The organism is Pseudomonas sp. B392_1p (assembly GCF_052245235.1).
Classification (GTDB): Bacteria; Pseudomonadota; Gammaproteobacteria; order Pseudomonadales; family Pseudomonadaceae; genus Serpens; species Serpens gallinarum.
Genome location: NZ_JBQPXM010000019.1, coordinates 1 through 23,240 on the forward strand (window position 1 = coordinate 1; position 23,240 = coordinate 23,240).

Consider the following 23,240-nt stretch of genomic DNA (forward strand, 5'->3'; position numbering starts at 1 on the left):
TCAGCAGTGAAACGACTCTTCGCCGATGGTAGTGTGGGGTTTCCCCATGTGAGAGTAGGTCATCGTCAAGCGCCTAACACCAAAACCCCAATCCGCCTACGCGGGTTGGGGTTTTGTCTGTGGGAGGGGAAATTGATTTGCTCGTGTTTCGAAAGGGGGGCGAGATAAGTCATTGTCTGCGAAATACTTTTTGCTCGGGGTGGTTGTAACTTAACGCCAAGTCGGTACAATACCGCCCACTCGCTGCAAGGCGAGACGCGTTATGGTGGGCCCTGCCGGTCCCCCCGCAACGATCAACCGTGAACCCGGTCAGGCCCGGAAGGGAGCAGCCGCAGCGGTGACGTCGTGTGCCGGGGTGTGGCTGGTAGGGTTCACCTCCATTATCTCCCTTCTGTTCCGTAGTGCTGCCCCTGGCTTACCCGTGTGTTGTGGCTTGCTTGGCAGATGCTTGAAGTCGGCTCGGTGTCTTCCTGTCAGGTGCCTTGGCGTTTTGGCGCAACGGTGCTAGCAATGGCTTCAAGCCGTTGTGATCGATTTCGTGCATCAGGGCTAGCAAACGACCAATTTCTCCGTTGGGGAAACCTTCGCGGGCGAACCAGTTGAGGTAGGGGCCTGGCAGGTCGGCGATCAGGCGGCCTTTATATTTGCCATAGGGCATGCTTCGGGTCACCAGTAAGAGCAAATCTTCGGGTTGCATGGCTCGGCTTCTCAAGCGTAAACGGTGGGATTCTGCCAGAAAGTAAGTCTGGCGGCCTAGATAGCTCGACTCCATCACCTTTGCAGAGCGGTGCCTGGATGGGTATGTCGATTTCAGATGCGCCGCATCAGCGCGGATGGCTTGGCGGATGCAATTTGCCCCTTGCTCCGCTAGGATGGGCGTCTTCCGAACATTAATCACGACAGGTATCGATGAGTTATCAAGTCCTTGCACGTAAATGGCGTCCTCGATCATTCCGGGAAATGGTCGGTCAGGCCCATGTGCTCAAGGCTCTGATCAATGCCCTGGACAGCCAGCGCTTGCATCATGCCTACCTGTTCACGGGCACGCGTGGGGTGGGTAAAACCACCATTGCGCGTATTCTTGCCAAGTGCCTGAATTGCGAAACCGGCATCAGTTCTACCCCCTGCGGGCAATGTTCTGTGTGCCGAGAAATCGATGAAGGACGTTTTGTCGATTTGATCGAGGTGGACGCCGCGAGCCGCACCAAAGTGGAAGACACACGCGAGCTGCTCGACAACGTTCAGTACGCACCGAGCCGGGGCCGCTTCAAGGTCTATCTGATCGACGAAGTACACATGCTCTCCAGTCACTCATTCAATGCGTTATTGAAGACGCTCGAAGAGCCGCCGCCACACGTCAAGTTCCTGCTTGCTACTACCGATCCGCAAAAATTGCCGGTGACCATTCTCTCGCGCTGTCTGCAGTTCTCACTGAAGAACATGCCGCCGGAGCGAGTAGTCGAACATCTCAGCCATGTTCTAGGGGCCGAAAACATTCCGTTCGAGAACGATGCCCTCTGGCTGCTTGGTCGTGCCGCAGACGGTTCGATGCGCGACGCCATGAGCCTTACCGATCAGGCTATAGCCTTCGGTGAAGGCAAGGTAGTGGCGGCTGATGTGCGTGCTATGTTGGGTACGCTCGATCATGGTCAGGTTTACGGTGTGCTGCATACCTTGCTGGACGGCGACGCGCGAGGTTTACTTGAGGCGGTACGCCAACTCGCCGAGCAGGGCCCGGACTGGAATGGTGTGCTAGCGGAAATTCTCAACGTCTTGCATCGCGTAGCGATTGCCCAGGCTTTGCCTGAAGCGATTGACAATGGCCAGGGCGACCGTGAGCGGGTGCTGGAACTGGCGAAGATTTTGCCCGCCGAAGACGTGCAATTTTATTATCAGATGGGCCTGATTGGCCGTCGCGATTTGCCGTTGGCGCCAGATCCACGCAGTGGCTTCGAAATGGTGTTGCTGCGCATGCTGGCATTCCGGCCAGCAGAGCTTGATGGCGCGCCCCGAACACCGCTAAAGCCGCTGGGGATCAGCCAGGCCACAGCTGATTCCCAACCCGCTCCGGTGGCAAACAGCGCTCCTGTTGTCGCACCTGCGCCCCAGCCTGCGATGACTGCTGAGCCAGAAATTATGGTTTACGCCGTCACCGCCGCCCCGCCTGTAGAGGCTGCGCCGCTGTCGAAGACTGTGACGGATATTTCGCCCGTTGCGGCGGAAAAGATCGATCTTCCTTGGGAAGAGCCAACGGCGTTGGGCAATACTAATGCTGAAATTAAACCTGAACCCGTCGCCATAGCTGCGTCGGTACCGGAGGTTGATGCGTTTGTAGAGACGTCAGCGGAGGACTACGACGAGCCACCGCCAGGCGACTACGATTATTGCGAAGTCAGTGCCGACAGCTTTGAGTACGATTTCGACGCTCCGGCGCAAGATGTACTTGGGGAGCTTGAACCCTCGCCTGCCGCGCAGCCGGCAACCGGTCTTGCTGCAGAATGGCTGGATATCTTTCCTCGCCTGGGGTTGGGCGGCATGACTGCAAATATCGCGGCTAATTGCACGCTTATTTCTGCCCTGGGGGACGTCTGGCTGCTGCATCTGGACCCTGCCCAAGGCGCGCTGTTCAACGATAGCCAGCAACGGCGCTTGAACGAGGCGCTCAATCAATATCTGGGACGCAGCGTCACGTTAAATGTTGAGTTGTGCAAGCCTGAGCAGGAAACGCCGGCCCAGGCCGCTGCCCGACAGCGTGCAACTCGACAGCAAGAGGCGGAGCAGTCAATCCATGACGATCCGCTGGTCCAGCAAATGATCCAGCAGTTCGCCGCGGTAATCCGCGACGGTACTATCGAACCCGTAGAAACCTGAATACCTGAGGTAAGCAATGATGAAAGGTGGCATGGCAGGCCTGATGAAGCAGGCTCAGCAAATGCAGGAAAAAATGCAGAAAATGCAGGAAGAGTTGGCCAATGCCGAGGTCACCGGTCAGTCCGGCGCCGGCTTGGTGAGCGTGGTCATGAATGGCCGTCATGACGTCAAGCGCGTCAATCTCGATGACAGCCTGATGCAGGAAGACAAGGACATTCTGGAAGACCTGATTGCGGCTGCCGTTAACGACGCGGTGCGCAAGATCGAGCAGAACAGCCAAGAGAAGATGTCTGGCATGACTGCCGGCCTGCAAATGCCGCCAGGCTTCAAGATGCCTTTCTGATCCCTCGTGGATGATGCTCGCCAGTGGGGCATGTCCATTGGCGAGCCTGTAGATTTATCCGAACCTTGCTTGCATCTCCGCTGTCATGCTTTCACAAGCTATCAATATGACCGGGGCCGTTATGAGCAAGCACATCCTGATGGTGGTCACGAGTGCCGACCGACTTCTCAATGGAGAGGCAACCGGGCTCTGGCTGGAAGAGTTCGCCATACCCTACAGCCTGTTCAAGGCGTCGGGTTATCGCATCAAGGTGGTCAGCCCCAAGGGTGGTGCCACGCCCCTTGATCCGCGTAGTACACAAGATGCTGGCAGCCATCCGGAATGGGACGACGCTCGCGCTGCCCTACAGGCCGCTGGCGTGCTTGACCAGCAGATTAGCGCCCGTGATTTCGATGCGATCTTTTTGCCCGGCGGTCACGGAACAGTATTCGACCTGCCCGGTCACCCCGTGCTCAGCAAGTTATTGGTTGATTTCGACGAGCAGGGGCGGATTTGCTCAGCAGTGTGCCACGGACCTTCAGCATTTATTGGCGTGATGCGCGCTAAAGGTGTGCCGTGGGTTGAAGGTCGCAACCTGACCGCATTTAGCGACAGTGAAGAAATGGCTGTAGAGCTACAGCAGGCTGTGCCTTTCCTGCTGGAAAGCACGTTGCGTGAGTTAGGCGCCCTGGTGCATGTCGGTCCGGATTTCGCAGTGCATGTACTGCGTGATCGCAACCTGATCACTGGCCAGAACCCGGCATCCAGTGAAATGACCGCCAGACGGGTCATCGAGGCGCTTGAGGCGGCCTGAAGTCATTTGACGTTGTCCAAGGCCGACAGGTATAACCCGGCCCTCACTTCCGCAGTTCGGCAGTATTCCCATGAGCTTCAGTCCGCTGATCCGTCAACTCATCGATGCGCTGCGCATTTTGCCCGGCGTCGGTCAAAAAACCGCCCAGCGCATGGCCCTGCAATTGCTTGAGCGCGACCGCAGCGGCGGTATGCGATTGTCCCAGGCCCTGGCTCAGGCAATGGAAGGTATCGGCCATTGCCGCCAGTGTCGCACGCTTACAGAAGACGATTTGTGCCCGCAATGCGCTGATCCGCGCCGTGACGATAGCCTATTGTGCGTCGTGCAAACCCCGATGGATGTATTCGCCGTGGATCAGACCGGCTTTCGCGGCCGCTACTTTGTGCTCAAAGGGCATCTCTCGCCGCTGGATGGTTTGGGCCCGGAAGCCATCGGTGTGCCCGAATTGCTCGAGCGCGTTGCTGCAGGTGCTTTTACCGAAGTCATTCTGGCCACCAACCCGACGGTGGAGGGCGAGGCCACCGCCCACTACATAGCCCAGTTGCTGGCACCTAAAGGTTTGGTGGTGTCACGCATCGCCCATGGTGTCCCCTTGGGGGGCGAGCTTGAGTTGGTGGACGGCGGCACCTTGGCCCATGCGTTGGCGGGACGCAAGCCAATCAACTCCTGATTTCAGCCAAGTTGCGTATGGATGAAGCGGTCTCACGGTTTTAGTTGATAACCAAGCAAGCGCTTGGTAAGGTTTCGGCAAATAATAACCGGAGCCTGCTCGCATGGCTGATATCCAGCAATATTTCGACGAAACCCATCAACAAATCCGCGACTCGGTGCGCCGCTTTGTCGAGCGCGAGATTCTTCCGCACATTGATGAGTGGGAAGAGGCCGAAGAGTTCCCCCGCGAGTTGTACAAAAAAGCCGGGGACGCCGGGATTCTCGGGATCGGCTTTCCCGAGCAGTACGGCGGCAGTCATGAAGGCGACTTGTTTGCCAAGGTGGCGGCCAGTGAGGAGCTGATTCGTTGCAGTTCGACCGGCCTGGTCGCCGGTCTCTGCTCGCTGGATATTGGTTTGCCACCTGTCCTCAAATGGGCCAAGCCGGCGATTCGTGACCGTGTCGTGCCCGAAGTATTGGCGGGCGACAAGATTATCGCGCTGGCCATTACCGAGCCTGGTGGTGGTTCCGATGTAGCCAACCTCAGGACCCGTGCGGTGCGCGAAGGTGATTTCTACCGCGTCACGGGCAGCAAGACGTTCATCACCAGTGGCGTGCGCGCCGATTACTACACCGTGGCAGTTCGCACAGGCGATGAAGGTTTCGGCGGGGTGAGCCTGTTGTTTGTAGAGAAGGGCACCCCGGGTTTTACGGTAGGTCGCAAGTTGAAAAAGATGGGCTGGTGGTGCTCTGATACTGCCGAGCTGTTCTTTGATGACTGCATGGTTCCGGTTGAAAACCTCATCGGTGTCGAGAACATGGGCTTTGCCGGCATCATGGCCAATTTCCAGAACGAACGTCTGGCGTTGGCGCTGATGGCCAACATGACTTCACAGATGGCGCTGGAAGATGCCTTGGCCTGGGCCAAGGAGCGCAAGGCGTTCGGCAAGCCGATCAGCAAATTTCAAGTGATCAAGCATCGCCTGGCAGAAATGGCCACGCAGCTGGAAGTATCCCGTGAGTTCACCTACCGCCAGGCCGCGAAAATGGCCGCCGGCAAAAACGTGGTCAAGGAAATCTCCATGGCCAAGAACTTCGCCACAGATGTGTCCGATCGCATCACCTACGACGCCACCCAGCTCCTGGGAGGCATGGGTTTCATGCGCGAGAGCCGCGTTGAGCGCCTGTACCGCGACAACCGCATTCTGTCCATTGGTGGCGGCACGCGGGAAATCATGAACGAGATCATCAGCAAGCAGCTGGGATTGTAGCTCGATGCCTGTTACGTGCGGCGGATCGCCGTCGTGTATGGCGTGAGAATTGACTCTGGTAACAGGCTAAAAAACCCGTCTCCCCGAGGGAGACGGGAAAGGCCTGCTCAGATCTCGGTGGACGGCTGCGTTTTATCCGTCGTGCGCTTGGGTGCGAAACGTGCTGCCAGGCGCATGCTGGTCACCACCATGCGTTGATAGAGCGATGGCATGCTGCGCATCATCATGTCCGCTGCAGTGGCGTCCAGGCCGACCAGAATGCGGCGCTTGTTGCGCTGAACCCCCTTGAGGATGATTTGCGCAGCCTTTTCCGGCGTGGTGCGCAGCAGCAAATCGTTGAACTGCTGGCGCGACTGCTCTGCACTTTGTCCGGTGATCTGACTCATGCTCGCATTCATGCGGGCGGTCCTGGCGATATTGGTCTTGATCCCTCCGGGGTGCACGCAGCTGGCCGACACTCCGCAATTGGTCAGGTCAAGCTCCTGACGCAGTGATTCGGTAAAGCCGCGCACCGCGTACTTGGTGGCGTTATAGGCGCTCATGCCCGGCTGGGCGAATATGCCGAACACACTGGAAATGTTGATGATGTGCCCCGCGCCACTGGCCCTGAGGTGCGGCAGAAATGCCTTGGTACCGTGGACCACGCCCCAAAAGTTGATATTCATGATCCATTCGTAGTCGGCCAGCTCGTTGGCTTCCACGGTTCCAGCGTGAGCTACTCCGGCATTGTTAAAGATCAGGTTGACGCGGCCGTGTTCGGCAACCACCTGCGCAGCCCATTCCTGCATGGCTTGGCCGTCGGCAACGTCGAGCACCTGTTGGGTAACGCGTACGCCGTGGCGTTTCGCCTGTTCCACTGTCTCCTGCAGACCAGGCGCGTTTATGTCGCTGAGCGCCAGTTGACAACCCTGGCGTGCAAGATCCAGCGCCAGAGCGCGACCAATACCTGACCCGGCTCCGGTAATAGCGGCAACCTTGTTATGGAAGGATCTCATGCGTTGAGCTCCTGGGCTGCAGCTTGGGTGTGCGGGTTCGCCGTAGCGTTCAGCGCAGGCAGGCGATTGAAATGGTACGCCGCTGGGTCGAAATGTTTGGTGATCTGCCGAAAACGCCACGTAAAGCCAGGCCATATCGTGCAATTGCGACCGCTGACCGGGTGCAGATACCAGCTGTTGCAGCCACCTGAATTCCATACGGTGCGGTCCATGCTGCCGAGGATCTTCTGGTTGAAGTGATCCTGTGCTTCACGCTTGACTTCCAAGCTGCGCAATTGGAGCCCATCGAGCTGGCTAAGTGCGTCGATGACGTAATTGATCTGCGATTCGATCATGTAAACCATCGAGCTATGGCCGAGACCGGTATTGGGGCCCATAAGAAAAAACAGATTGGGGAACCCTGCAGTGACGGTGCCCTTGTAGGCTTCGGGGCCTTGCGGCCAGCTGTCCACCAGGTCGAGTCCATCGCGACCGAAGATGACGCCCCGTGGGATCGGGTCGCTGGGGGTAAAGCCGGTGCCAAAGATGATCGCGTCGATATGCCGCTCGTGGCCATCTGCGGTGACAATGCTGTTACTGCGGATTTCCGCGATGCCCTGGGTCACCAGTTTCACATTGGGCTGGGCCACAGCCGGGAAATAATCGTTGGAAATCAGCACGCGCTTGCAGCCCATGGTGTAGTCAGGCGTGAGTTGGCCGCGCAGTTTTGGGTCTTTGATCTGTTTATGCAGGTGGTGTCTGGCAACCAGGCTGGCTATGCGCAGAATCTGCGGGCTGATGGCAAAGCCCAGCACACGGGCTTCGAGGAACGCATAGATGCCGCCGCGCCACAGCTTCTGCAGGGCCGGAAAGCGGCGAAAGCGTCGTTGTTCCTTGTCACCGATGCGTCGGTCCGGCTTGGGCATAATCCAGGGCGGGGTGCGCTGATACAGATCGAGGCGGGCGACACGCTTCTGGATCTGTGGCACGAACTGAATGGCAGATGCGCCAGTACCAATTACCGCAACCCGCTTGCCATCCAGATCGTAGTCATGATCCCACTGCTGAGAGTGAAAGACCTTGCCGGTAAATGTATCCAGCCCTTTGAGCGAGGGGATTGACGGCGTGGACAGGCCACCCATGCCGGACACCACGAATTGGGCGCTGTAGCGCGCGCCGTTGGTGGTTTCGATCAACCAGAGCTGCTGTGTTTGATCCCACTCCAGTCGCTTAATTTCGGTATTGAGCAGGCTGCGGTCTTGAAGCTGAAAATGTTGCCAGCAACCTTCGAGGTAGTCTTTGATCTCTGGTTGCGGCGCGAACATACGCGTCCAGTTCGGGTTAGGCGCAAAGGAAAAGGAATACAGATGCGATTGCACGTCGCAGGCGCAACCTGGGTAATGATTGACTCGCCAGGTGCCGCCAACCCCACCTTCCTTCTCGAAAAGAAGAAAATCGGTTTCGTTCTTTTGCTTCAGGCGAATGGCCATGCCGAGGCCGGAAAATCCGGTGCCAATAATGGCCACCTTGCAATGCCGGAGGGCCGAAGGGGAAGCAGCATTCATGGCCAGGAGTCCTCTTATGATTATTTGTCTTGGCGTAGACAACTGTATACGCCTGTGGACAATTGTCTACCCTGGCGGCACCCTAACCTCCGTTGAGTAACCGAACGCGACAAGGAACACGGAATGACATTGTTGAGCAATCCAGTGGCTCAGGGGAAACGGCTGTTATTGGACGCCGCACTGCGGCTGATGGCGAGAACCCACAGCCTGAGCAGTCTCGGCTTGCGCGAGTTGGCCAGGGAGGCGGGTTTGAACCCCAACACCTTCTACCGGCATTTCCAGAGCGTCGATGAGCTCGGTCTGGCCATCATTGCGCAGATTGCAGGCCAGTTGCGCCAACCCTTGCGTGAGCTGCGGCGCGAGGCCGCGCAGCGGCCGATGGAGGAGGTTGCGGACGCGCCGCAGTTGCCCGGAATCGATGTACGACGAGGCACGCACGTCTGCGAAGTAACCGTGCGGCTGTTCTTCGATTTCGTCGAGAAAAACCCAGATGGCTTCATTGTGGGCATGCGCGAGCTATACGGTGCGTCACCCGTACTGCGAGCGGCCTTGCGAGAGGTAATGGATGATTTTGCGAGGGATATGGCCGAGGACATCATGGAGTTCGGCTTGCTTAAGGATCTGGATGTCGAGACGGTCTTGCGGGTGTCTTCGATGATTACCCGGCAACTTTTCCAGCTGGCCCAGGATTACCTGGAGCAGCCGGAAAAGTGTTTGGCCATTCGCGCCGAAGCGCAGGAATTGATCTTGATGCTATTTGTAGGGGCCACTGTGCTAAAGGGCTTGGGCAACGCCTGATGATCAGCCTTCGAAGGCCAAGGCATCCTTCCAGCGTTTCTCCAGAGCGCGGGTGTCGTGGTCGTTGGGATGGAAACCGGGACGGTAATAGCTCAGATAAGGCTTGATGAGCCCGGTGATATAGCCGTTACGCGGGCCGAACAAGGTTTTCAGTCCGTATTTCCAGGCTTTCCCATTGAGCAGCTGACCATCCTTGCGTAACAAATGCAGTTGGAACCAGCCGATCACACCCAGAAACAACAACGTGGTGAGGATCATGATCGATGTGCGCTGGAAGTAACCACCGCCAATGGCCTGGTAGACATCGTAGGCCACCGCCTTGTGCTCGTTTTCTTCAATGGCGTGCCACATCCAGAGCCGGTACATGCGTGGGTCGCTCATTTGCAGGTTGATATCTTCTCGGCGCAGCAATTGCTCGGCCATGGTGGCTGTAAAGTGCTCCAGCGCGCAGGTGACGGCAACACGCATTTTCAGGGTCGAGAAACGAGTTACCCACTCCATCAGTACCTTGATGCGCAATTCAAGGCGCTCCAGGTCGATGCCATGCTCGGCGGCATAATCGTTATAGGTGGCATGCTCCTTGGAGTGCATGGCTTCCTGGCCAATAAATGCGCTGATATCTTTTTGCAGCTGCGGGTCTTTTACTTGATCACGCGCCGCGCGCACGCTGTCGACAAAGAACTTTTCACCGTATGGAAAAAGCGAAGACAGGTTGTTCATGAAGTGGCTCATGAACGGGTCGCCGCTCCACCAGTATTTGGGTGTCTGGGTAAAGACGAAATCCATCCGGCGAACGGGAAAATGGGCGCGCAGAGCGGGTTGGGTGCTCATGACGAGATCCTCTTGCTGCTATGTCCCTGAAGGGACCTGAGTTCGATTTGACATCAGGGGCGAATGCGCTGCCTGGTAGGGTCATTATTGGAACGAGCAGCGAGGAGTTGCCGCCAACTTTAGGTGGGGCGGGACCGTCGATGCCGACAGAGCGTCGGCATCAGAAGGGGAGTTAGCGATCGTCGAGGGAAAAAGCGGTAAGCGTGAACGTTGGAATACCGATGTCCTGCAGTCGATGGGAGCCGCCCAGTTCCGGCAGGTCAACGATGGCAGCGGTTTCGTAGACGCTGGCGCCCATACGCTTGACCAGATTGACTGCGGCCAGCAGGGTCCCACCGGTGGCGATCAGGTCATCCACCAGCAAGATCGAGTCGCCTTCGCACAGGCTATCTGCCTGGACTTCAATGACTGCATCGCCATATTCGGTCTGATAGGTTTCTTCGAGCAGGTCGGAGGGCAGCTTGCCTTTCTTGCGGAACAGGATCAGGGGCTTATTCAGCTCGTAGGCCAGGATCGGGCCGAGGAGAAAACCGCGCGCGTCGAGCGCGCCGATGTGCGTGAAGTCTGATTCCACATAACGCTGGATAAAGCTGTCGATCATCATGCGCAGGGCACGTGGTGACTGGAAGAGCGGAGTGATATCGCGAAACACCACGCCAGGTTTGGGAAAATCCGCGACCGGGCGGATCAGGGACTTGATGGTGAATTCATCGAAAATCATCGGGATACTCTGCGACAGGTACTAAACGTCTGGATTATATCGTTGCAGTCGGTAGGCGTCGCCAGCAGCTGGCTATCGTGTTCGCGCCCGAGTCCATCAACAGGTTGTCCATGCCTCCGGGCGAGATACAAGATCAGTTGTCCAGGCTGCCGCCCGCCATGGCGCATAGCTCGATAGGGTTAAGCAGAATCACTTCCTTACCCTCGGCCTGTAGCAGCCCGCTGGACTGAAAGCGGGTGAATACTCGGGAGACGGTCTCTACAGCCAGGCCCAGATGGTTGCCGATTTCGTTGCGTGACATGGCCAGACGGAATTGATTGGCAGAAAAGCCTCGGGCGCGGAAACGGGCAGAGAGGTTGACCAAAAAAGTGGCAATGCGCTCATCGGCGCTTTTTTTGGACAACAACAGCATCATTTGCTGATCGTCGCGAATTTCACGACTCATCAGACGCATCAATTGGCGGCGCAATTGCGGCAGATGTGCGGACAGCTCATCCAAGCGCTCGAATGGAATTTCGCATACCGATGTGGTTTCCAGCGCCTGAGCCGACACCGGATGCAACTCGGTATCCATGCCGGATAAACCGACCAGCTCGCTGGGGAGGTGGAAGCCTGTGATTTGCTCTTCACCCAGGTCAGTAACGCTGAAGGTTTTCAGGCTACCCGAGCGCACGGCAAAGACGGCATTGAAGGCATCTCCCTGACGAAACAGGAACTCGCCTTTTTTCAGCGGCCGGCCGCGCTTGACGATTTCGTCCAGGGCGTCCAAATCTTCCATGCCCAGAGACAATGGCAGGCACAAAACCGCCAAACTGCAATCTTTGCAATGGGCCTGGCGTGGAGCGCGGGCTTTCATAGGGTCGGACATGGCTCTTCCTGAGTGAATACCACAACACGTGTAAGGTTAACTCAGGTGAATGTCGCAGACTAGCTGGCAAAAATCGCCCTGGAGTATAGGACATGGGTTTAATGCCGGGTTTTCGCGCGCTCTGGTGGTGAGGACCCTCACTGCGGCCAATAGTCACATCTCATGTTATTAGAGCGCCCGGCGCATCAATTGTTGTTTTGCACAGGGGGCTATAACGATCAAAGAGCTGGCAAATGGACTGGGCCAGCAAGCGTCCCTCGGGCAGGATTTCCAGGCGCTGGGCATTCAGCTTAAGCAGGCCGTCTTTGGCCATATGCAGTAGTGCTGCATAGATATCTGCAAAATAAATCTGGAAATTGATCCCATAGTTTTTCTCGAGAGCAACGATGTCCAGGTCGAATCGACATATCAGGCTTTGAATCACGGCGCGGCGCAGCTGGTCATCAGGGGTGTCTTTCAAGCCGCGCCAGACGGGCAGCTGCTCGTAATCCAGACTTTGCTGATAGCTGGTGAGATCGCTGTGATTCTGGCTGTAGAGGTTGCCAATACGGCTGATGGCCGACACACCGAGGCCGATCAGATCGCAATGGTTTTGGCCGACATACCCCAGCAGGTTGTACTGCAAGTTGCCGTCTTCCTGGATCATGGCGAGTTCATCGTCAGGCAGGACGAAGTGATTCATGCCAATGAAGCGATAACCTGCAGCGGTCAACTGTTCGACGCTACCTTGCAGCATTTCCAGCTTGAGTTCGGGGCCCGGCAACTCGGCGGGATTGATTCGACGGTGGGCACTGTACCGATCGGGACAGTGTTCATGGTGGGAAAGAGTCAACCGATCAGGTTGTAACTCAATCATGGCTTCGACGGTATGTGCGAAGCGCTGAGGCGTCTGTTTCGGAAGGCCGTATAGCAGATCAACGTTGATTGAACGGTATTGCAGGGTCCTCGCGGCTTCGATGATGGTTCGGGTCTGCTCCAGGCTCTGCAGGCGGTTAATTGCCAACTGCACTTCAGGGTCCAGCGCTTGAACACTTAAGCTCACCCGGTTGAAACCCAGCTCACGCAAGAGTCCCATGGTTTGCCAATCGGCTTCGCGGGGATCCACTTCGATACCGTAGTCGCCGTGGTTATCCTCGAGCAGGTTGAAATGGGTGCGCAGGCAGGCCATCAACCGGCGGAGCTCATCATGACTGAGGAAGGTGGGTGTGCCGCCGCCGAAATGCAGTTGCTCGACGCGCTGTTGGTGCCCAACGTGGCGCGCCACCATGGCGATTTCTTTCTCCAGGAGCTCCAGGTAGAAACGCGCTCGGCCACGATCTTTGGTGATCACCTTGTTTGAGGTGCAGTAGTAGCAAAGGTTGGCGCAGAACGGCAGATGCAGATACAGCGATAAGGGACGTCCGGACCTGTGACTGTCACGCAACGCGTGCAGCACCTCAAATGAGCCCACATTCGGGCTGAATTGCTCTTCGTCCGGGTAGGTGTTGTAACCTGGGCTTGCCTGCTCGTAGCGGCGAATGAGGGCAGTATCCCAGCGGATGGCGTCGAGCATGGGACGTTCCAGTTCCTTACAAAAGTTTCCTCAGTCTAGGTCCAGCCTTGGGTGGGCTCGTTGATCTGTATCAAGAGCATGAAGACCGGCGCTGCGTGATAGCTCCAGGCTATACCTGGGACGCTTTATAACGGTTCTACAGTGTATTGCTAAGCTTGAGCGCATGACGAAAACCTCGCATATCCGTTTCGCAGAGCACGCGACTGACACGCTGCAACTCGGCGGGGATTGGACGCTTGCGTCTTATGAACAGTTGACCGCCGAGGTATCGGCATGGCGACAGCGATTGATGCCGCGGGTAACGGTTGAGCTGGCTGAAATGGGCAAGCTGGATACCGCAGGCGTGGCTTTGCTGGTGGATCTATTGGGCAGCGAGCGTCTGCTTGAACTGTCGCGTAGCGCACCGGATTTGTCAGATGAACGTCGGGCATTGCTGCAGACCATGGCTTCTGCCCTGAGTGTGGCTCCGCAGTCAGTCACGCCACCGCAGCGGTCAACCGTTATCGAGCTATTCGAGCAGATAGGCGCAAGCATGGTGCGCCTCTGGCGGCAAAGTATCGGCTTGTTGGGTTTCATCGGGTTGGTGCTGGCCTCGATGATGTCGGTACTTGTGCGTCCGCGTCGTTGGCGACTCACCGCGCTGGTCGCGCATATTGAGCAGACAGGGCTGGATGCGGTGCCTATCGTGGCGCTGTTGACCTTCATGGTTGGCGCTGTGGTGGCTTTTCTGGGAGCCACCATTTTGGCCGACTTCGGCGCCAGTGTTTATACCGTAAATCTGGTGGCGTTCTCCTTTCTGCGCGAATTCGGTGTGCTGCTCACGGCAATTCTTATGGCTGGTCGTACGGCCAGCGCCTTTACCGCGCAGATCGGATCGATGAAAGCCAACGAGGAGATTGACGCAATTCGTACGCTGGGCCTGAGTCCGGTGGAGCTTCTGGTGTTGCCCAGGGTATTTGCGTTACTGATCGCCCTGCCGATGCTGACCCTAATCGCCATGCTCAGTGGCATGCTGGGTGGTGCGGTGGTGTGTGCGGTGTCATTGGATATTCCCCTCAGCCTTTACCTGACCATTCTGCAAGACACCATCGAGGTGCGGCACTTTCTGGTCGGCATGGGGAAGGCGCCGCTGTTCGCTTTTTTGATTGCGATCATTGGTTGCCTGGAGGGGTTTCGGGTGGCCGGCAGCGCCCAATCGGTGGGCGAACACACCACTTCAAGCGTAGTGCAATCGATTTTCATCGTGATTCTGCTGGATGCGCTGGCTGCGCTGTTTCTGATGGAGATGGGCTGGTGAGCGAGGACGTCATCATCGAAGTGCGCAATCTGGTGAACCGTTTCGCAGCCCAAGTGGTACATGACGATTTGAACCTGGACATGTATCGCGGCGAGGTGCTCGGTGTGGTGGGCGGCTCAGGGACCGGGAAATCGGTATTGCTGCGCACTATTGTTGGGTTGCGGCGGGCCAATGCCGGCAGCATTCGGGTCTTCGGCCAGTCCTTGAGCGAGCTGTCCGGGCAGGAGCGTTCCCGGCTTGAGCGCCGCATGGGCGTGCTTTACCAGCGTGGTGCATTGTTTTCATCGCTGACGGTATGCGAAAACATTGCATTGCCATTGATTGAGCACGCCAAGCTGAAGCGCCCGGCGGCCGAACGTCTGTCCCGAGTCAAATTGGCCTTGGCCGGATTGCCACAAGGGGCCGGGGACAAATATCCAGCCGAGCTGTCGGGTGGCATGGTCAAGCGGGCGGCGCTGGCGCGCGCCTTGGCGCTGGATCCGGAAATCCTGTTTCTCGATGAGCCCACCGCCGGGCTCGATCCGATTGGCGCTGCCGCCTTCGACCAATTGATTGGGACGTTACGCGATGCACTGGGGTTGAGCGTCTTCCTGGTGACCCATGACCTGGATACGCTGTATAGCCTTTGCGATCGGGTCGCTGTGCTGGCGCATAAAAAGGTCTTGGTAGCCGACCGGCTAGAGGTGGTGACCGCAACTGACGATGCCTGGGTCGCAGAGTATTTTCACGGACCGCGCGGGCGCGCCGCAGCGCAGGCCGCCACACGTGCGCAAGGGAGTCGCTGAATGGAAACCCGAGCCCATCATGTTCTGATCGGTCTGTTCACCGTGCTGGTCGTCGCGGTAGGGCTGTTGTTCGCTCTCTGGCTGGGCAAGACCAGTACCGATGAGGCCTATAACGAATACGAAGTGGTCTTTCAGGAGGCGGTGACCGGTCTTTCCAAGGGGAGTGCGGTGGAATACAGCGGGATTCGTATCGGCGATGTCATGGCGTTATGGCTTGATCCGCAAGACCCGCGCAAAGTGCGGGCGCGCATACGGGTCGCCTCGACGGCGCCCATCAAGGAGGACACCCGAGCGCGCCTGGCGATTACCGGGATCACGGGCACCGCGATTATTCAATTGCACGGCGGCTCTCCGCAAAGCCTTCCTTTGCAAACCAATGCTGATGACCTCGCCGTGATCGTGGCCGACCCTTCACCCATTTCCAAGCTCATGGAAGGCGGAGAAGACTTGATGACCAATATTACCCGTCTGCTCGATCAGGCTAACCGGATGTTTTCCGAAGCGAACATTGATCGCATTGCTCAGACCTTGGCGCATATCGAGCAAACCACAGGCAGTGTCGCGGGGCAGCGCGAAGTTTTGGGGCAAACGCTGGAGCAGTTGAATACAACGCTGCAGGCGTCCACCAGCCTGCTGCAAAACGCTAACGAATTGGTCGACTCTCAAGGGCGCACCACATTGACACATGCCTCGCAGGCCATGGCAGCACTGGCGCGCAGCAGCCAGCAGATCGAAAGCCTGCTTGCGGATAATCGCGAGTCCATGGATGCAGGGCTTCGCGGTGTGGCGGAGCTGGGACCCACGCTCGATGATTTACGCGAGGCCATGGGCTCGCTGCGAGCGTTTACCCGCCAACTTGAAGAAAATCCGGCCGGCTATTTATTCAATCGCGACGCTATCAAGGAATTCCAGCCATGAGGCTTCTTTGGACGCCTGTGCTGCTGGTCCTGATGGGACTGAGCGGCTGCTCGGTATTGCCCAAGGCTACAGAGCTCGATGTCTACAACCTGCCTGCTCAAGAGCTGCAATCGAACAAGGCTGGCCACCGCTTAAATAAAACCTTGCGGGTCAACAAACCCGTGGCTTCGCCGCTGCTCGACAGTTCGCACATCGTGGTTGTCCCGGAAGCCCACCGTGTCAGTGTGTACAAAGGGGTTCGCTGGAGTGATCGCGCCCCGGTGCTATTGCGTGATCGACTGCTCGAGGTGCTGCGTCATCGTGACCTGCTCGCGGCAGTGGTCAGCGATGATACCCAAGCGTCAGTTGATCTGGTGTTGGCGGGAGAGTTGCGCGCTTTCCAGAGCGAGTATCGCGATGAGCGAGCGGTCGTGCGGATTCGCTTGCAGGTAAGCCTGTTGCAGGGTGACGGGAAAATTCTGGCCAGTCGGGGTTTTGAGGTGATAGAGCGGGCGCGTACGGAGAAGGTGCGAGCCGTCGTCGATGCGTTTGGTCTGGCGGGCGATCAATTGTCCAGTGAAGTAGCAGACTGGTTGTCGGTGGAAATGCAGCGGGTGCGTTGAGCGAGACCTGTTTCACGGATGTTACAGGGACACGCGTTCGTCTAGAACCTTGCTGCTGTACGGATGGTCTATCGAGGCATGGCCAGCTGGCCTTCATCCAAGGAGAACACCAATGCTCACTCGTCCCTTTATGCGTCGGCTGGCAGCCATACTGGCGATGTCTCATTTTCTGCTGCTCGCGCAGGTACCGCTTGCCCACGCAGCGATGCTCGGCACGGCTGAAGTGGTTGCGGCTCAGCAGCAACAGGTGGATCGCCAGCAACTGCTCGGCATGCTCGAGGATCAGGGGGTCAAAGAAAAGTTGGTGGCATTGGGCGTTGAGCCGTCTCAAGTGGAACAGCGTATCAACAGCCTGACGGCCGCCGAGTTGGCGCAATTCAATCAGCAACTGGATCAGGCGCCTGCCGGTGGTAGCGTGGTGGGCATCATCGTGCTGTTTCTGGTGATTTTCATCATCACCGACATGCTTTGCGCCACCGACATATTCAGCTTTATTCGGTGTGTTCGTTGATTAAAAGCTTTTTTGTACCGTTATTGCTGATGTGTCTGCTGGGCGCCTGTGCGAGGTCTCCCGTGCTGGGGCCGGAGGCTTCGCACTTGCCGGTGCGGGTTGAGCTGGAAGATGTGCCGTTCTATTCCCAGGATGACTACCAATGTGGCCCGGCTGCCCTGGCGACCGTGCTGGTGCAACGGGGCGTTTCGATAACGCCGGAAGCGCTCAAGGATCAAGTGTTTCTGCCCGTCCGCCAGGGCAGCCTTCAGGTAGAGCTGATTGCGGCTGCGCGTGCTCAGGGGCAGCTGGTCTATCCCCTTGAGCCCAGCTTGGAAGCTGTACTGGAAGAAGTCGCGGCCGGCAATCCTGTCCTGGTCATGCAAAACCTGGCATTTGAGCGCTGGCCACAATGGCATTTTGCGGTGATTGTCGGCTTTGACCGTGAGCAGCAGAGGTTGGTGTTGCGCTCGGGTACCACGCGGCAATTACACACTTCTTTCGTATCGTTCATGCGTACCTGGCACCGAGCAGGGCGCTGGGCGGTGGTCATCGTTCCTCCTGAGCGAGTGCCGGCCACCGCGCAGGTGCTGCCCTGGTTGCAGGCTGCCAGTGATCTTGAAGAAACCGGCCAAAAAGACGCTGCGCGTCACGCCTACCGCACGGCAACCCAGACCTGGCCGGAAGAGGCCCTGCCCTGGTTCGCGCTGGGAAATGAGGCTTATGCCCAGGGTGATCGTCAAGCGGCCGAGCAAGCGCTGTTGCGCGGTATTGAAGTGCAGCCGGCGTTTGCACCCGGCTGGTTCAATCTGTCCGAAGTGCTGGCGGAGCGTGGTTGCATGCAGGCAGCCATGCAGGCGCGCAGGTGTGCGAGCCAGTTGGCGCCAAAGGATGCTCGATTTGCTGCGCCACTGCAGGGTGAGCCTGGTAGTAAGGTTTGTGCAGCCTTGCCGAAGTGTCCGTAGTTAATCATCGGTGCCTGCGAGGCGCCGATTACAGACCGTCAAATTCCCAAGCGATCTCGCAAACTGTAATACCAGGCACCCAGAGCACTGAACGGTACGCTGAGAGCTTGGCCGCCGGGAAAGGGGTAATGGGGCAGGCTGGCGAATGCATCAAAGCGCTCGGCTTGGCCGCGCAGAGCCTCGGCCAGCACCTTGCCGGCGACATGGGTGTATGTGACACCGTGCCCGCTGCACCCTTGTGAGTAGTAAATGTTTTCCCCCAGGCGACCGACTTGCGGCAAGCGTGAGAGGGTCAGCAAGAAATTGCCGGTCCAGGCATATTCGATTTTCACGTCTTTGAGCTGCGGGAACGTCTTGAGCATTTTCGGCCGGATGATCGCTTCGATGTTCGCTGGATCACGCGCGCCATAAACCACGCCACCGCCATAGATCAGGCGTTTGTCGGCAGAGAGCCGGTAATAGTCGAGCAGGTAATTGCAGTCTTCGACACAGTAATCCTGGGGGAGCAGATTACGGGCCATTTCTTCGGACAGGGGTTCGGTGGTGATCACCTGGGTGCCACAGGGCATGGATTTGGCGGCCAGCTCCGGCAGCAGGTTGCCCAGGTACGCATTGCCGGCCACGACCAGGAATTTGGCCTTTACCCGGCCTTGCGGCGTATGCACGATGGGATTGGCGCCGCGCTCAATACGCGTGGCTGGGCTGTGCTCATAAATGACGCCGCCCAGAGACTCGATCGCCTCGGCTTCGCCTAGCGCCAGGTTGAGCGGATGAATATGACCGCCCTGTTTGTCGAGCATTCCACCTATATAGTTGTCGCAGGCGACCACGTGGCGAATGGCATCGCCATCGAGCAGTTCCAGGTGCTCGTAGCCGTAGCGCTCCCAGAGTCGCTGCTGTGCCTGCAAATGGTTCATCTGCTTAGGGGTAAATGCGGCAAATACACCGCCATCCTTCAGGTCGCACTGAATACCGTAACGCGCCACGCGATCACGAATGATGCGGCCGCCTTCAAACGCCATCTCGCCGATCAGCTTGGCTTTTTCGATCGACACACTGTTTTCTACGGCATCGAGGTCGCGGCTGTAACTGTTGACGATCTGCCCGCCATTACGCCCTGAGGCGCCAAAGCCCACCTTCACGGCTTCCAGAACGGTGACCTTAAAACCGTGCTCCAGCAAAAAAAGCGCAGTGGAGAGTCCGGTATAGCCGGCACCAATTACACAGACATCGGTTTCGGCTTCACCCTCCAGCACTGGGCGCAACGGCGTGCGGTTGGCGGATGCGGCGTAATAGGAGTCCGGATAAGCTGTGTTCGTCATTTTAAGGTCCGTGTTTGAAATATTTGACGATTGTTCGATCCTACCCAAGTCCCCTATGTCCGGCTAGTAGTCGATAGCTGGGAAAAAAACCTCGTGACGATAAAAGATCCACTTTTTCAGCCAGTTAGCGAAAAATGTGTTGACACCCATTGAGCTGCAGGTAGAATGCGCACCCATCGGAAGGCACATAGCTCAGTTGGTTAGAGCACCACCTTGACATGGTGGGGGTCGTTGGTTCGAGTCCAATTGTGCCTACCAAATTCGAAGAAAGGGTCGCGAAAGCGACCCTTTTTTTATGGGTCGCTTGTCATGGCGGCGACGTTCTGAAAGTATCCCGCATCTTGATTTCCAGTGCTCCGGTTCGTCCGTGTCGGCCTTTTGGTCTCTGCCAGAGTGCGGCAGGTTTCCCCGGCGAATCGCTTTACTGGCTCATCCCAACCCACGTGGCCTTTGGTAGGGGTCACCACTAGGAGAGGAGGCGCCATGCCCATCATTACTCTTCCCGACGGTAGTCAGCGTTCGTTCGATCATGCGGTCTCGGTTGCCGAGGTGGCGCAATCCATTGGTGCTGGTCTGGCCAAGGCCACTGTGGCCGGCAGGGTCGACGGTCGCCTGGTCGATGCGTGCGACTTGATCGAAACCGACGCTGCGTTGCAAATCATTACGCCGAAGGATGAGGAAGGGCAGGAGATCATCCGCCATTCCTGTGCTCACTTGGTCGGGCATGCCGTCAAGCAGCTGTTCCCGAACGCCAAGATGGTAATCGGGCCGGTGATCGAGGAAGGCTTTTATTACGATATCGCTATTGATCGTCCTTTCACGCCAGAAGACTTGGTGGCCATCGAAACGCGCATGGCGGAGCTGATCGCCCGCGATTACGACGTCATCAAGAAAATGACGCCGCGCGCCGAGGTCATCGAAGTCTTCAAGGCGCGTGGCGAAGACTACAAGCTGCGCCTGATCGACGACATGCCGGAAGAGCAAGCCATGGGCTTGTACTATCACGAAGAATACGTCGACATGTGCCGTGGTCCGCACGTGCCGAATACGCGCTTTCTCAAAGCCTTCAAACTGACCCGTATCTCCGGCGCCTACTGGCGCGGCGACTCGAAAAACGAGCAGTTGCAGCGCATCTATGGCACTGCCTGGGCAGATAAGAAGCAGTTGGCGGCCTACATTCAGCGTATCGAAGAAGCTGAAAAACGCGATCACCGCAAGCTCGGCAAGCGAATGGACCTGTTCCATACCCAGGAAGAGGCGCCGGGCATGGTGTTCTGGCATCCCAATGGCTGGACGTTATACCAGGTGTTGGAGCAGTACATGCGCAAGGTGCAGCGCGAAAACGGCTACCTGGAAATCAAGACCCCGCAGGTTGTGGATCGCGTGCTCTGGGAGAAATCCGGGCATTGGGCCAACTATGCGGAAAACATGTTCACCACCGAGTCGGAAAGCCGCGATTACGCGATCAAGCCGATGAATTGTCCCTGCCACGTGCAGGTGTATAACCAAGGCCTGAAAAGTTACCGCGAGTTGCCTTTGCGTCTGGCCGAATTTGGCGCCTGCCACCGTAACGAGCCTTCCGGTGCGCTGCACGGCATTATGCGCGTGCGCGGCTTTACTCAGGATGATGCGCACATCTTCTGTACCGAAGAGCAGATGCAGTCTGAGTCGGCTGATTTCATTCGCCTGACCCAGGCGGTGTATTCCGACTTCGGTTTCACTGATATCCAGTTGAAGCTTTCCACGCGTCCGGAAAAGCGTGTGGGTTCCGATGAGTTGTGGGATCGTGCCGAGGCTGCGCTGGCCGCTGCGCTGGATACCGCTGGGCTGCCTTACGATTTGCAGCCGGGCGAGGGTGCTTTCTACGGTCCGAAGATCGAGTTTTCGCTCAAGGACTGCCTGGGTCGCGTCTGGCAGTGCGGTACCTTGCAGCTGGATTTCAACCTGCCGGTCCGCCTTGGTGCCGAATATGTCAGCGAAAACAATGATCGTCAGCATCCGGTCATGCTGCACCGAGCCATTCTGGGGTCTTTCGAGCGCTTCATCGGTATTCTGATCGAGCACTACGAAGGCGCATTCCCGGCCTGGTTGGCGCCAACCCAGGCGGTGATCATGAATATCACCGACAAGCAGGCTGATTTTGCACGTGAAGTTGAGAAAACTCTCAATCAAAGCGGCTACAGAGCCAAGTCTGACTTGAGAAACGAGAAGATCGGCTTTAAAATCCGCGAGCATACTTTGCTCAAGGTACCCTATCTCTTGGTTATTGGAGATCGGGAAGTTGAGACACGATCCGTTGCTGTGCGCACCCGTGAAGGCGTTGATCTGGGCTCCATGCCCATCGATCAGTTCAGCGAGTTGCTTGCACAGGCGGTTTCCCGGCGTGGTCGCCAAGAATTGGAGTAATTACTATTAAGCGTGATATGAGACAGGATAAACGAGCTGCACCCAAGGCCCCGATCAACGAGAATATCTCGGCTCGTGAGGTCCGTTTGATTGGTGCCGATGGCGAGCAGGTTGGCATCGTCTCGATTGATGAAGCGCTGCGTATCGCTGAAGAAGCCAAGCTCGATCTGGTGGAGATTTCCGCTGATGCAGCACCGCCGGTTTGCCGGATCATGGATTACGGCAAGCACATCTTCGAAAAGAAGAAGCAGGTTGCTGCTGCGAAGAAAAACCAGAAGCAGATTCAGGTTAAAGAAGTAAAGTTTCGTCCAGGGACGGAAGATGGGGATTACCAGGTAAAACTACGCAACCTGGTACGTTTCCTAAGTGAAGGGGACAAGGCCAAGGTATCCCTGCGATTCCGCGGTCGTGAGATGGCCCACCAGGAGCTGGGCATGGAACTGTTGAAGCGGGTTGAAAGTGACCTTGCGGAATACGGTGCCGTTGAACAGCATCCGAAGATGGAAGGACGCCAGCTGATCATGGTCATCGCCCCCAAAAAGAAAAAGTAACCACCAGGGCACTGGCAGGCCTTGCGGTTATGCGTAATCACCCAATGCGGAGTATCCGAACATGCCAAAAATGAAAACCAAGAGTGGTGCCAAAAAGCGCTTCAAGCCGACTGCTAATGGCTTCAAGCACAAGCACGCTTTCAAGAGCCACATCCTGACCAAAATGACTACCAAGCGTAAGCGTCAGCTGCGTGGTACATCTCTGATGCACCCGTCTGACAAGGCTCGGGTAGAGCGCATGCTGCGCGTTCGTTAATCGGTCAAGAAATAGAGGAAATTACTCATGGCTCGTGTTAAGCGTGGCGTCATCGCTCGTGCTCGTCACAAGAAGATTCTGAAACTCGCCAAAGGCTACTACGGTGCGCGTTCGCGCGTATTCCGCGTTGCCAAGCAGGCGGTAATCAAGGCTGGCCAGTACGCCTACCGTGACCGCCGTCAGAAGAAACGTCAGTTCCGCGCTCTGTGGATCGCTCGTATCAACGCTGGTGCTCGTATCAACGGTCTGTCCTACAGCCGTCTGATCGCTGGCCTGAAGAAAGCGTCCATCGAGATCGACCGCAAGGTTCTGGCTGATCTGGCAGTGAACGAAAAAGCGGCCTTCGCCGCCATTGTCGAGAAAGCCAAAGCCTCTCTGGCTTAACTTCCCCGGCAAGTCCGGATTCGTCC

General features: G+C 57.3%; 24 protein-coding genes, 1 tRNA gene and 1 other RNA gene. 18 read left to right on the forward strand and 8 right to left on the reverse strand.

Features of this window, described 5'->3' with window-relative positions; all coding sequences use genetic code 11:
- Positions 1-273 precede the first annotated feature (273 nt).
- Positions 274-370: signal recognition particle sRNA small type (gene ffs, locus ACTV8E_RS19840), an RNA gene on the forward strand.
- 45 nt (positions 371-415) lie between these two features.
- Here the strand turns inward: ffs and ACTV8E_RS19845 are convergent.
- Positions 416-697: a DUF3820 family protein gene (locus ACTV8E_RS19845; protein WP_273537611.1), complete on the reverse strand. Its 282-nt coding sequence runs from the start codon at positions 695-697 to the stop codon at positions 416-418.
- A 212-nt stretch (positions 698-909) separates the two neighbouring features.
- Here ACTV8E_RS19845 and dnaX point away from each other — a divergent pair, with 212 nt between their 5' ends.
- The 5 genes from dnaX (at position 910) to ACTV8E_RS19870 (ending at position 5,929) form a co-directional block, all read left to right on the forward strand.
- Positions 910-2,871, forward strand: coding sequence for a DNA polymerase III subunit gamma/tau (dnaX, locus tag ACTV8E_RS19850; RefSeq protein WP_443200597.1), 1,962 nt, complete (start codon positions 910-912; stop codon positions 2,869-2,871).
- 16 nt (positions 2,872-2,887) lie between these two features.
- Positions 2,888-3,214 carry a YbaB/EbfC family nucleoid-associated protein gene (locus tag ACTV8E_RS19855; RefSeq protein ID WP_251837853.1) on the forward strand — a complete coding sequence of 109 codons (327 nt, stop codon included), beginning with the start codon at positions 2,888-2,890 and terminating at the stop codon, positions 3,212-3,214.
- A gap of 121 nt (positions 3,215-3,335) precedes the next feature.
- Positions 3,336-4,007: a type 1 glutamine amidotransferase domain-containing protein gene (locus ACTV8E_RS19860; RefSeq protein WP_443200598.1), complete on the forward strand. Its 672-nt coding sequence runs from the start codon at positions 3,336-3,338 to the stop codon at positions 4,005-4,007.
- A gap of 70 nt (positions 4,008-4,077) precedes the next feature.
- Entirely contained in the window at positions 4,078-4,677 is a 600-nt protein-coding gene (gene recR / locus ACTV8E_RS19865) for a recombination mediator RecR (RefSeq protein WP_251837851.1), read from the forward strand.
- A 103-nt stretch (positions 4,678-4,780) separates the two neighbouring features.
- Entirely contained in the window at positions 4,781-5,929 is a 1,149-nt protein-coding gene (locus tag ACTV8E_RS19870; protein WP_443200599.1) for an acyl-CoA dehydrogenase family protein, read from the forward strand.
- A gap of 107 nt (positions 5,930-6,036) precedes the next feature.
- On the opposite strand, the gene ACTV8E_RS19875 is transcribed toward ACTV8E_RS19870, so the two are convergent.
- On the reverse strand, positions 6,037-6,924 hold the full coding sequence (locus tag ACTV8E_RS19875; protein WP_443200600.1) for an SDR family NAD(P)-dependent oxidoreductase: 888 nt from the start codon (positions 6,922-6,924) through the stop codon (positions 6,037-6,039).
- Positions 6,921-8,468, reverse strand: a complete 1,548-nt coding sequence (locus ACTV8E_RS19880) for a flavin-containing monooxygenase (RefSeq protein WP_443200601.1) — start codon at positions 8,466-8,468, stop codon at positions 6,921-6,923. Before ACTV8E_RS19880 ends, ACTV8E_RS19875 begins: the two co-directional genes overlap by 4 nt.
- 123 nt (positions 8,469-8,591) lie before the next feature.
- Here ACTV8E_RS19880 and ACTV8E_RS19885 point away from each other — a divergent pair, with 123 nt between their 5' ends.
- On the forward strand, positions 8,592-9,266 hold the full coding sequence (locus ACTV8E_RS19885; protein WP_251837847.1) for a TetR family transcriptional regulator: 675 nt from the start codon (positions 8,592-8,594) through the stop codon (positions 9,264-9,266).
- Between the two features lie 3 nt (positions 9,267-9,269).
- On the opposite strand, the gene ACTV8E_RS19890 is transcribed toward ACTV8E_RS19885, so the two are convergent.
- The 4 genes from ACTV8E_RS19890 to hemN all read right to left on the reverse strand — a co-directional run bounded on the left by ACTV8E_RS19890 (position 9,270) and on the right by hemN (position 13,238).
- On the reverse strand, positions 9,270-10,097 hold the full coding sequence (locus tag ACTV8E_RS19890) for a metal-dependent hydrolase (protein ID WP_273537624.1): 828 nt from the start codon (positions 10,095-10,097) through the stop codon (positions 9,270-9,272).
- Positions 10,098-10,269: 172 nt separating this feature from the next.
- Complete coding sequence (locus ACTV8E_RS19895) at positions 10,270-10,818, reverse strand: adenine phosphoribosyltransferase (RefSeq protein ID WP_251837858.1); 549 nt, start codon at positions 10,816-10,818, stop codon at positions 10,270-10,272.
- A 133-nt stretch (positions 10,819-10,951) separates the two neighbouring features.
- Complete coding sequence (fnr, locus tag ACTV8E_RS19900; protein ID WP_443200602.1) at positions 10,952-11,686, reverse strand: fumarate/nitrate reduction transcriptional regulator Fnr; 735 nt, start codon at positions 11,684-11,686, stop codon at positions 10,952-10,954.
- Between the two features lie 160 nt (positions 11,687-11,846).
- A complete protein-coding gene (hemN, locus tag ACTV8E_RS19905) occupies positions 11,847-13,238 on the reverse strand; it encodes an oxygen-independent coproporphyrinogen III oxidase (RefSeq protein WP_443200603.1) in 1,392 nt (463 codons plus the stop codon).
- Between the two features lie 163 nt (positions 13,239-13,401).
- Here hemN and ACTV8E_RS19910 point away from each other — a divergent pair, with 163 nt between their 5' ends.
- The 6 genes from ACTV8E_RS19910 (at position 13,402) to ACTV8E_RS19935 (ending at position 18,295) form a co-directional block, all read left to right on the forward strand.
- The gene (locus ACTV8E_RS19910; RefSeq protein ID WP_251837843.1) at positions 13,402-14,535 is read left to right on the forward strand and encodes an MlaE family ABC transporter permease; all 1,134 of its coding nucleotides are present in this window, start codon (positions 13,402-13,404) and stop codon (positions 14,533-14,535) included.
- Positions 14,532-15,320, forward strand: coding sequence for an ABC transporter ATP-binding protein (locus tag ACTV8E_RS19915; RefSeq protein ID WP_443200604.1), 789 nt, complete (start codon positions 14,532-14,534; stop codon positions 15,318-15,320). The genes ACTV8E_RS19910 and ACTV8E_RS19915 overlap by 4 nt, the downstream gene beginning before the upstream one ends.
- Positions 15,321-16,238 carry an MlaD family protein gene (locus tag ACTV8E_RS19920; RefSeq protein ID WP_443200605.1) on the forward strand — a complete coding sequence of 306 codons (918 nt, stop codon included), beginning with the start codon at positions 15,321-15,323 and terminating at the stop codon, positions 16,236-16,238.
- Complete coding sequence (locus ACTV8E_RS19925) at positions 16,235-16,840, forward strand: ABC-type transport auxiliary lipoprotein family protein (protein ID WP_443200606.1); 606 nt, start codon at positions 16,235-16,237, stop codon at positions 16,838-16,840. Before ACTV8E_RS19920 ends, ACTV8E_RS19925 begins: the two co-directional genes overlap by 4 nt.
- A gap of 112 nt (positions 16,841-16,952) precedes the next feature.
- Positions 16,953-17,351, forward strand: coding sequence for a PA2779 family protein (locus ACTV8E_RS19930; protein WP_251837839.1), 399 nt, complete (start codon positions 16,953-16,955; stop codon positions 17,349-17,351).
- 29 nt (positions 17,352-17,380) lie between these two features.
- Positions 17,381-18,295 carry a PA2778 family cysteine peptidase gene (locus ACTV8E_RS19935; RefSeq protein ID WP_443200628.1) on the forward strand — a complete coding sequence of 305 codons (915 nt, stop codon included), beginning with the start codon at positions 17,381-17,383 and terminating at the stop codon, positions 18,293-18,295.
- A 38-nt stretch (positions 18,296-18,333) separates the two neighbouring features.
- Here ACTV8E_RS19935 and ACTV8E_RS19940 read toward each other — a convergent pair whose 3' ends face one another.
- Entirely contained in the window at positions 18,334-19,617 is a 1,284-nt protein-coding gene (locus ACTV8E_RS19940; RefSeq protein WP_443200607.1) for an NAD(P)/FAD-dependent oxidoreductase, read from the reverse strand.
- A gap of 181 nt (positions 19,618-19,798) precedes the next feature.
- On the opposite strand from ACTV8E_RS19940, the gene ACTV8E_RS19945 reads away from it, so the two are divergent.
- From ACTV8E_RS19945 to rplT, 5 genes are all read left to right on the forward strand, one after another.
- Positions 19,799-19,875 (forward strand) — tRNA-Val (locus tag ACTV8E_RS19945).
- Between the two features lie 225 nt (positions 19,876-20,100).
- Complete coding sequence (gene thrS, locus ACTV8E_RS19950) at positions 20,101-22,023, forward strand: threonine--tRNA ligase (RefSeq protein ID WP_443200608.1); 1,923 nt, start codon at positions 20,101-20,103, stop codon at positions 22,021-22,023.
- Positions 22,023-22,574: a translation initiation factor IF-3 gene (gene infC / locus ACTV8E_RS19955; RefSeq protein ID WP_251837856.1), complete on the forward strand. Its 552-nt coding sequence runs from the start codon at positions 22,023-22,025 to the stop codon at positions 22,572-22,574. Before thrS ends, infC begins: the two co-directional genes overlap by 1 nt.
- Positions 22,575-22,635: 61 nt before the next feature.
- Positions 22,636-22,830, forward strand: coding sequence for a 50S ribosomal protein L35 (rpmI, locus tag ACTV8E_RS19960; protein ID WP_251837836.1), 195 nt, complete (start codon positions 22,636-22,638; stop codon positions 22,828-22,830).
- A gap of 27 nt (positions 22,831-22,857) precedes the next feature.
- Positions 22,858-23,214, forward strand: coding sequence for a 50S ribosomal protein L20 (gene rplT / locus ACTV8E_RS19965; RefSeq protein ID WP_251837835.1), 357 nt, complete (start codon positions 22,858-22,860; stop codon positions 23,212-23,214).
- Positions 23,215-23,240 lie beyond the last annotated feature (26 nt).

Bases quoted from the DNA above. Each gene is read 5' to 3' on its own strand.
- ACTV8E_RS19925 (WP_443200606.1), top strand. From the start codon at position 16,235: ATGAGGCTTCTTTGGACGCCTGTGCTGCTGGTCCTGATGGGACTGAGC.
- ACTV8E_RS19870 (WP_443200599.1), top strand. From the start codon at position 4,781: ATGGCTGATATCCAGCAATATTTCGACGAAACCCATCAACAAATCCGC.
- ACTV8E_RS19875 (WP_443200600.1), bottom strand. From the start codon at position 6,924: ATGAGATCCTTCCATAACAAGGTTGCCGCTATTACCGGAGCCGGGTCA.
- recR (WP_251837851.1), top strand. From the start codon at position 4,078: ATGAGCTTCAGTCCGCTGATCCGTCAACTCATCGATGCGCTGCGCATT.
- fnr (WP_443200602.1), bottom strand. From the start codon at position 11,686: ATGTCCGACCCTATGAAAGCCCGCGCTCCACGCCAGGCCCATTGCAAA.
- ACTV8E_RS19895 (WP_251837858.1), bottom strand. From the start codon at position 10,818: ATGATTTTCGATGAATTCACCATCAAGTCCCTGATCCGCCCGGTCGCG.
- ACTV8E_RS19935 (WP_443200628.1), top strand. From the start codon at position 17,381: ATGTGTCTGCTGGGCGCCTGTGCGAGGTCTCCCGTGCTGGGGCCGGAG.
- ACTV8E_RS19940 (WP_443200607.1), bottom strand. From the start codon at position 19,617: ATGACGAACACAGCTTATCCGGACTCCTATTACGCCGCATCCGCCAAC.
- rpmI (WP_251837836.1), top strand. From the start codon at position 22,636: ATGCCAAAAATGAAAACCAAGAGTGGTGCCAAAAAGCGCTTCAAGCCG.
- ACTV8E_RS19885 (WP_251837847.1), top strand. From the start codon at position 8,592: ATGACATTGTTGAGCAATCCAGTGGCTCAGGGGAAACGGCTGTTATTG.
- hemN (WP_443200603.1), bottom strand. From the start codon at position 13,238: ATGCTCGACGCCATCCGCTGGGATACTGCCCTCATTCGCCGCTACGAG.
- ACTV8E_RS19890 (WP_273537624.1), bottom strand. From the start codon at position 10,097: ATGAGCACCCAACCCGCTCTGCGCGCCCATTTTCCCGTTCGCCGGATG.
- rplT (WP_251837835.1), top strand. From the start codon at position 22,858: ATGGCTCGTGTTAAGCGTGGCGTCATCGCTCGTGCTCGTCACAAGAAG.
- dnaX (WP_443200597.1), top strand. From the start codon at position 910: ATGAGTTATCAAGTCCTTGCACGTAAATGGCGTCCTCGATCATTCCGG.
- ACTV8E_RS19920 (WP_443200605.1), top strand. From the start codon at position 15,321: ATGGAAACCCGAGCCCATCATGTTCTGATCGGTCTGTTCACCGTGCTG.
- ACTV8E_RS19880 (WP_443200601.1), bottom strand. From the start codon at position 8,468: ATGAATGCTGCTTCCCCTTCGGCCCTCCGGCATTGCAAGGTGGCCATT.
- ACTV8E_RS19930 (WP_251837839.1), top strand. From the start codon at position 16,953: ATGCTCACTCGTCCCTTTATGCGTCGGCTGGCAGCCATACTGGCGATG.
- ACTV8E_RS19860 (WP_443200598.1), top strand. From the start codon at position 3,336: ATGAGCAAGCACATCCTGATGGTGGTCACGAGTGCCGACCGACTTCTC.
- thrS (WP_443200608.1), top strand. From the start codon at position 20,101: ATGCCCATCATTACTCTTCCCGACGGTAGTCAGCGTTCGTTCGATCAT.
- ACTV8E_RS19845 (WP_273537611.1), bottom strand. From the start codon at position 697: ATGCAACCCGAAGATTTGCTCTTACTGGTGACCCGAAGCATGCCCTAT.
- ACTV8E_RS19855 (WP_251837853.1), top strand. From the start codon at position 2,888: ATGATGAAAGGTGGCATGGCAGGCCTGATGAAGCAGGCTCAGCAAATG.
- ACTV8E_RS19910 (WP_251837843.1), top strand. From the start codon at position 13,402: ATGACGAAAACCTCGCATATCCGTTTCGCAGAGCACGCGACTGACACG.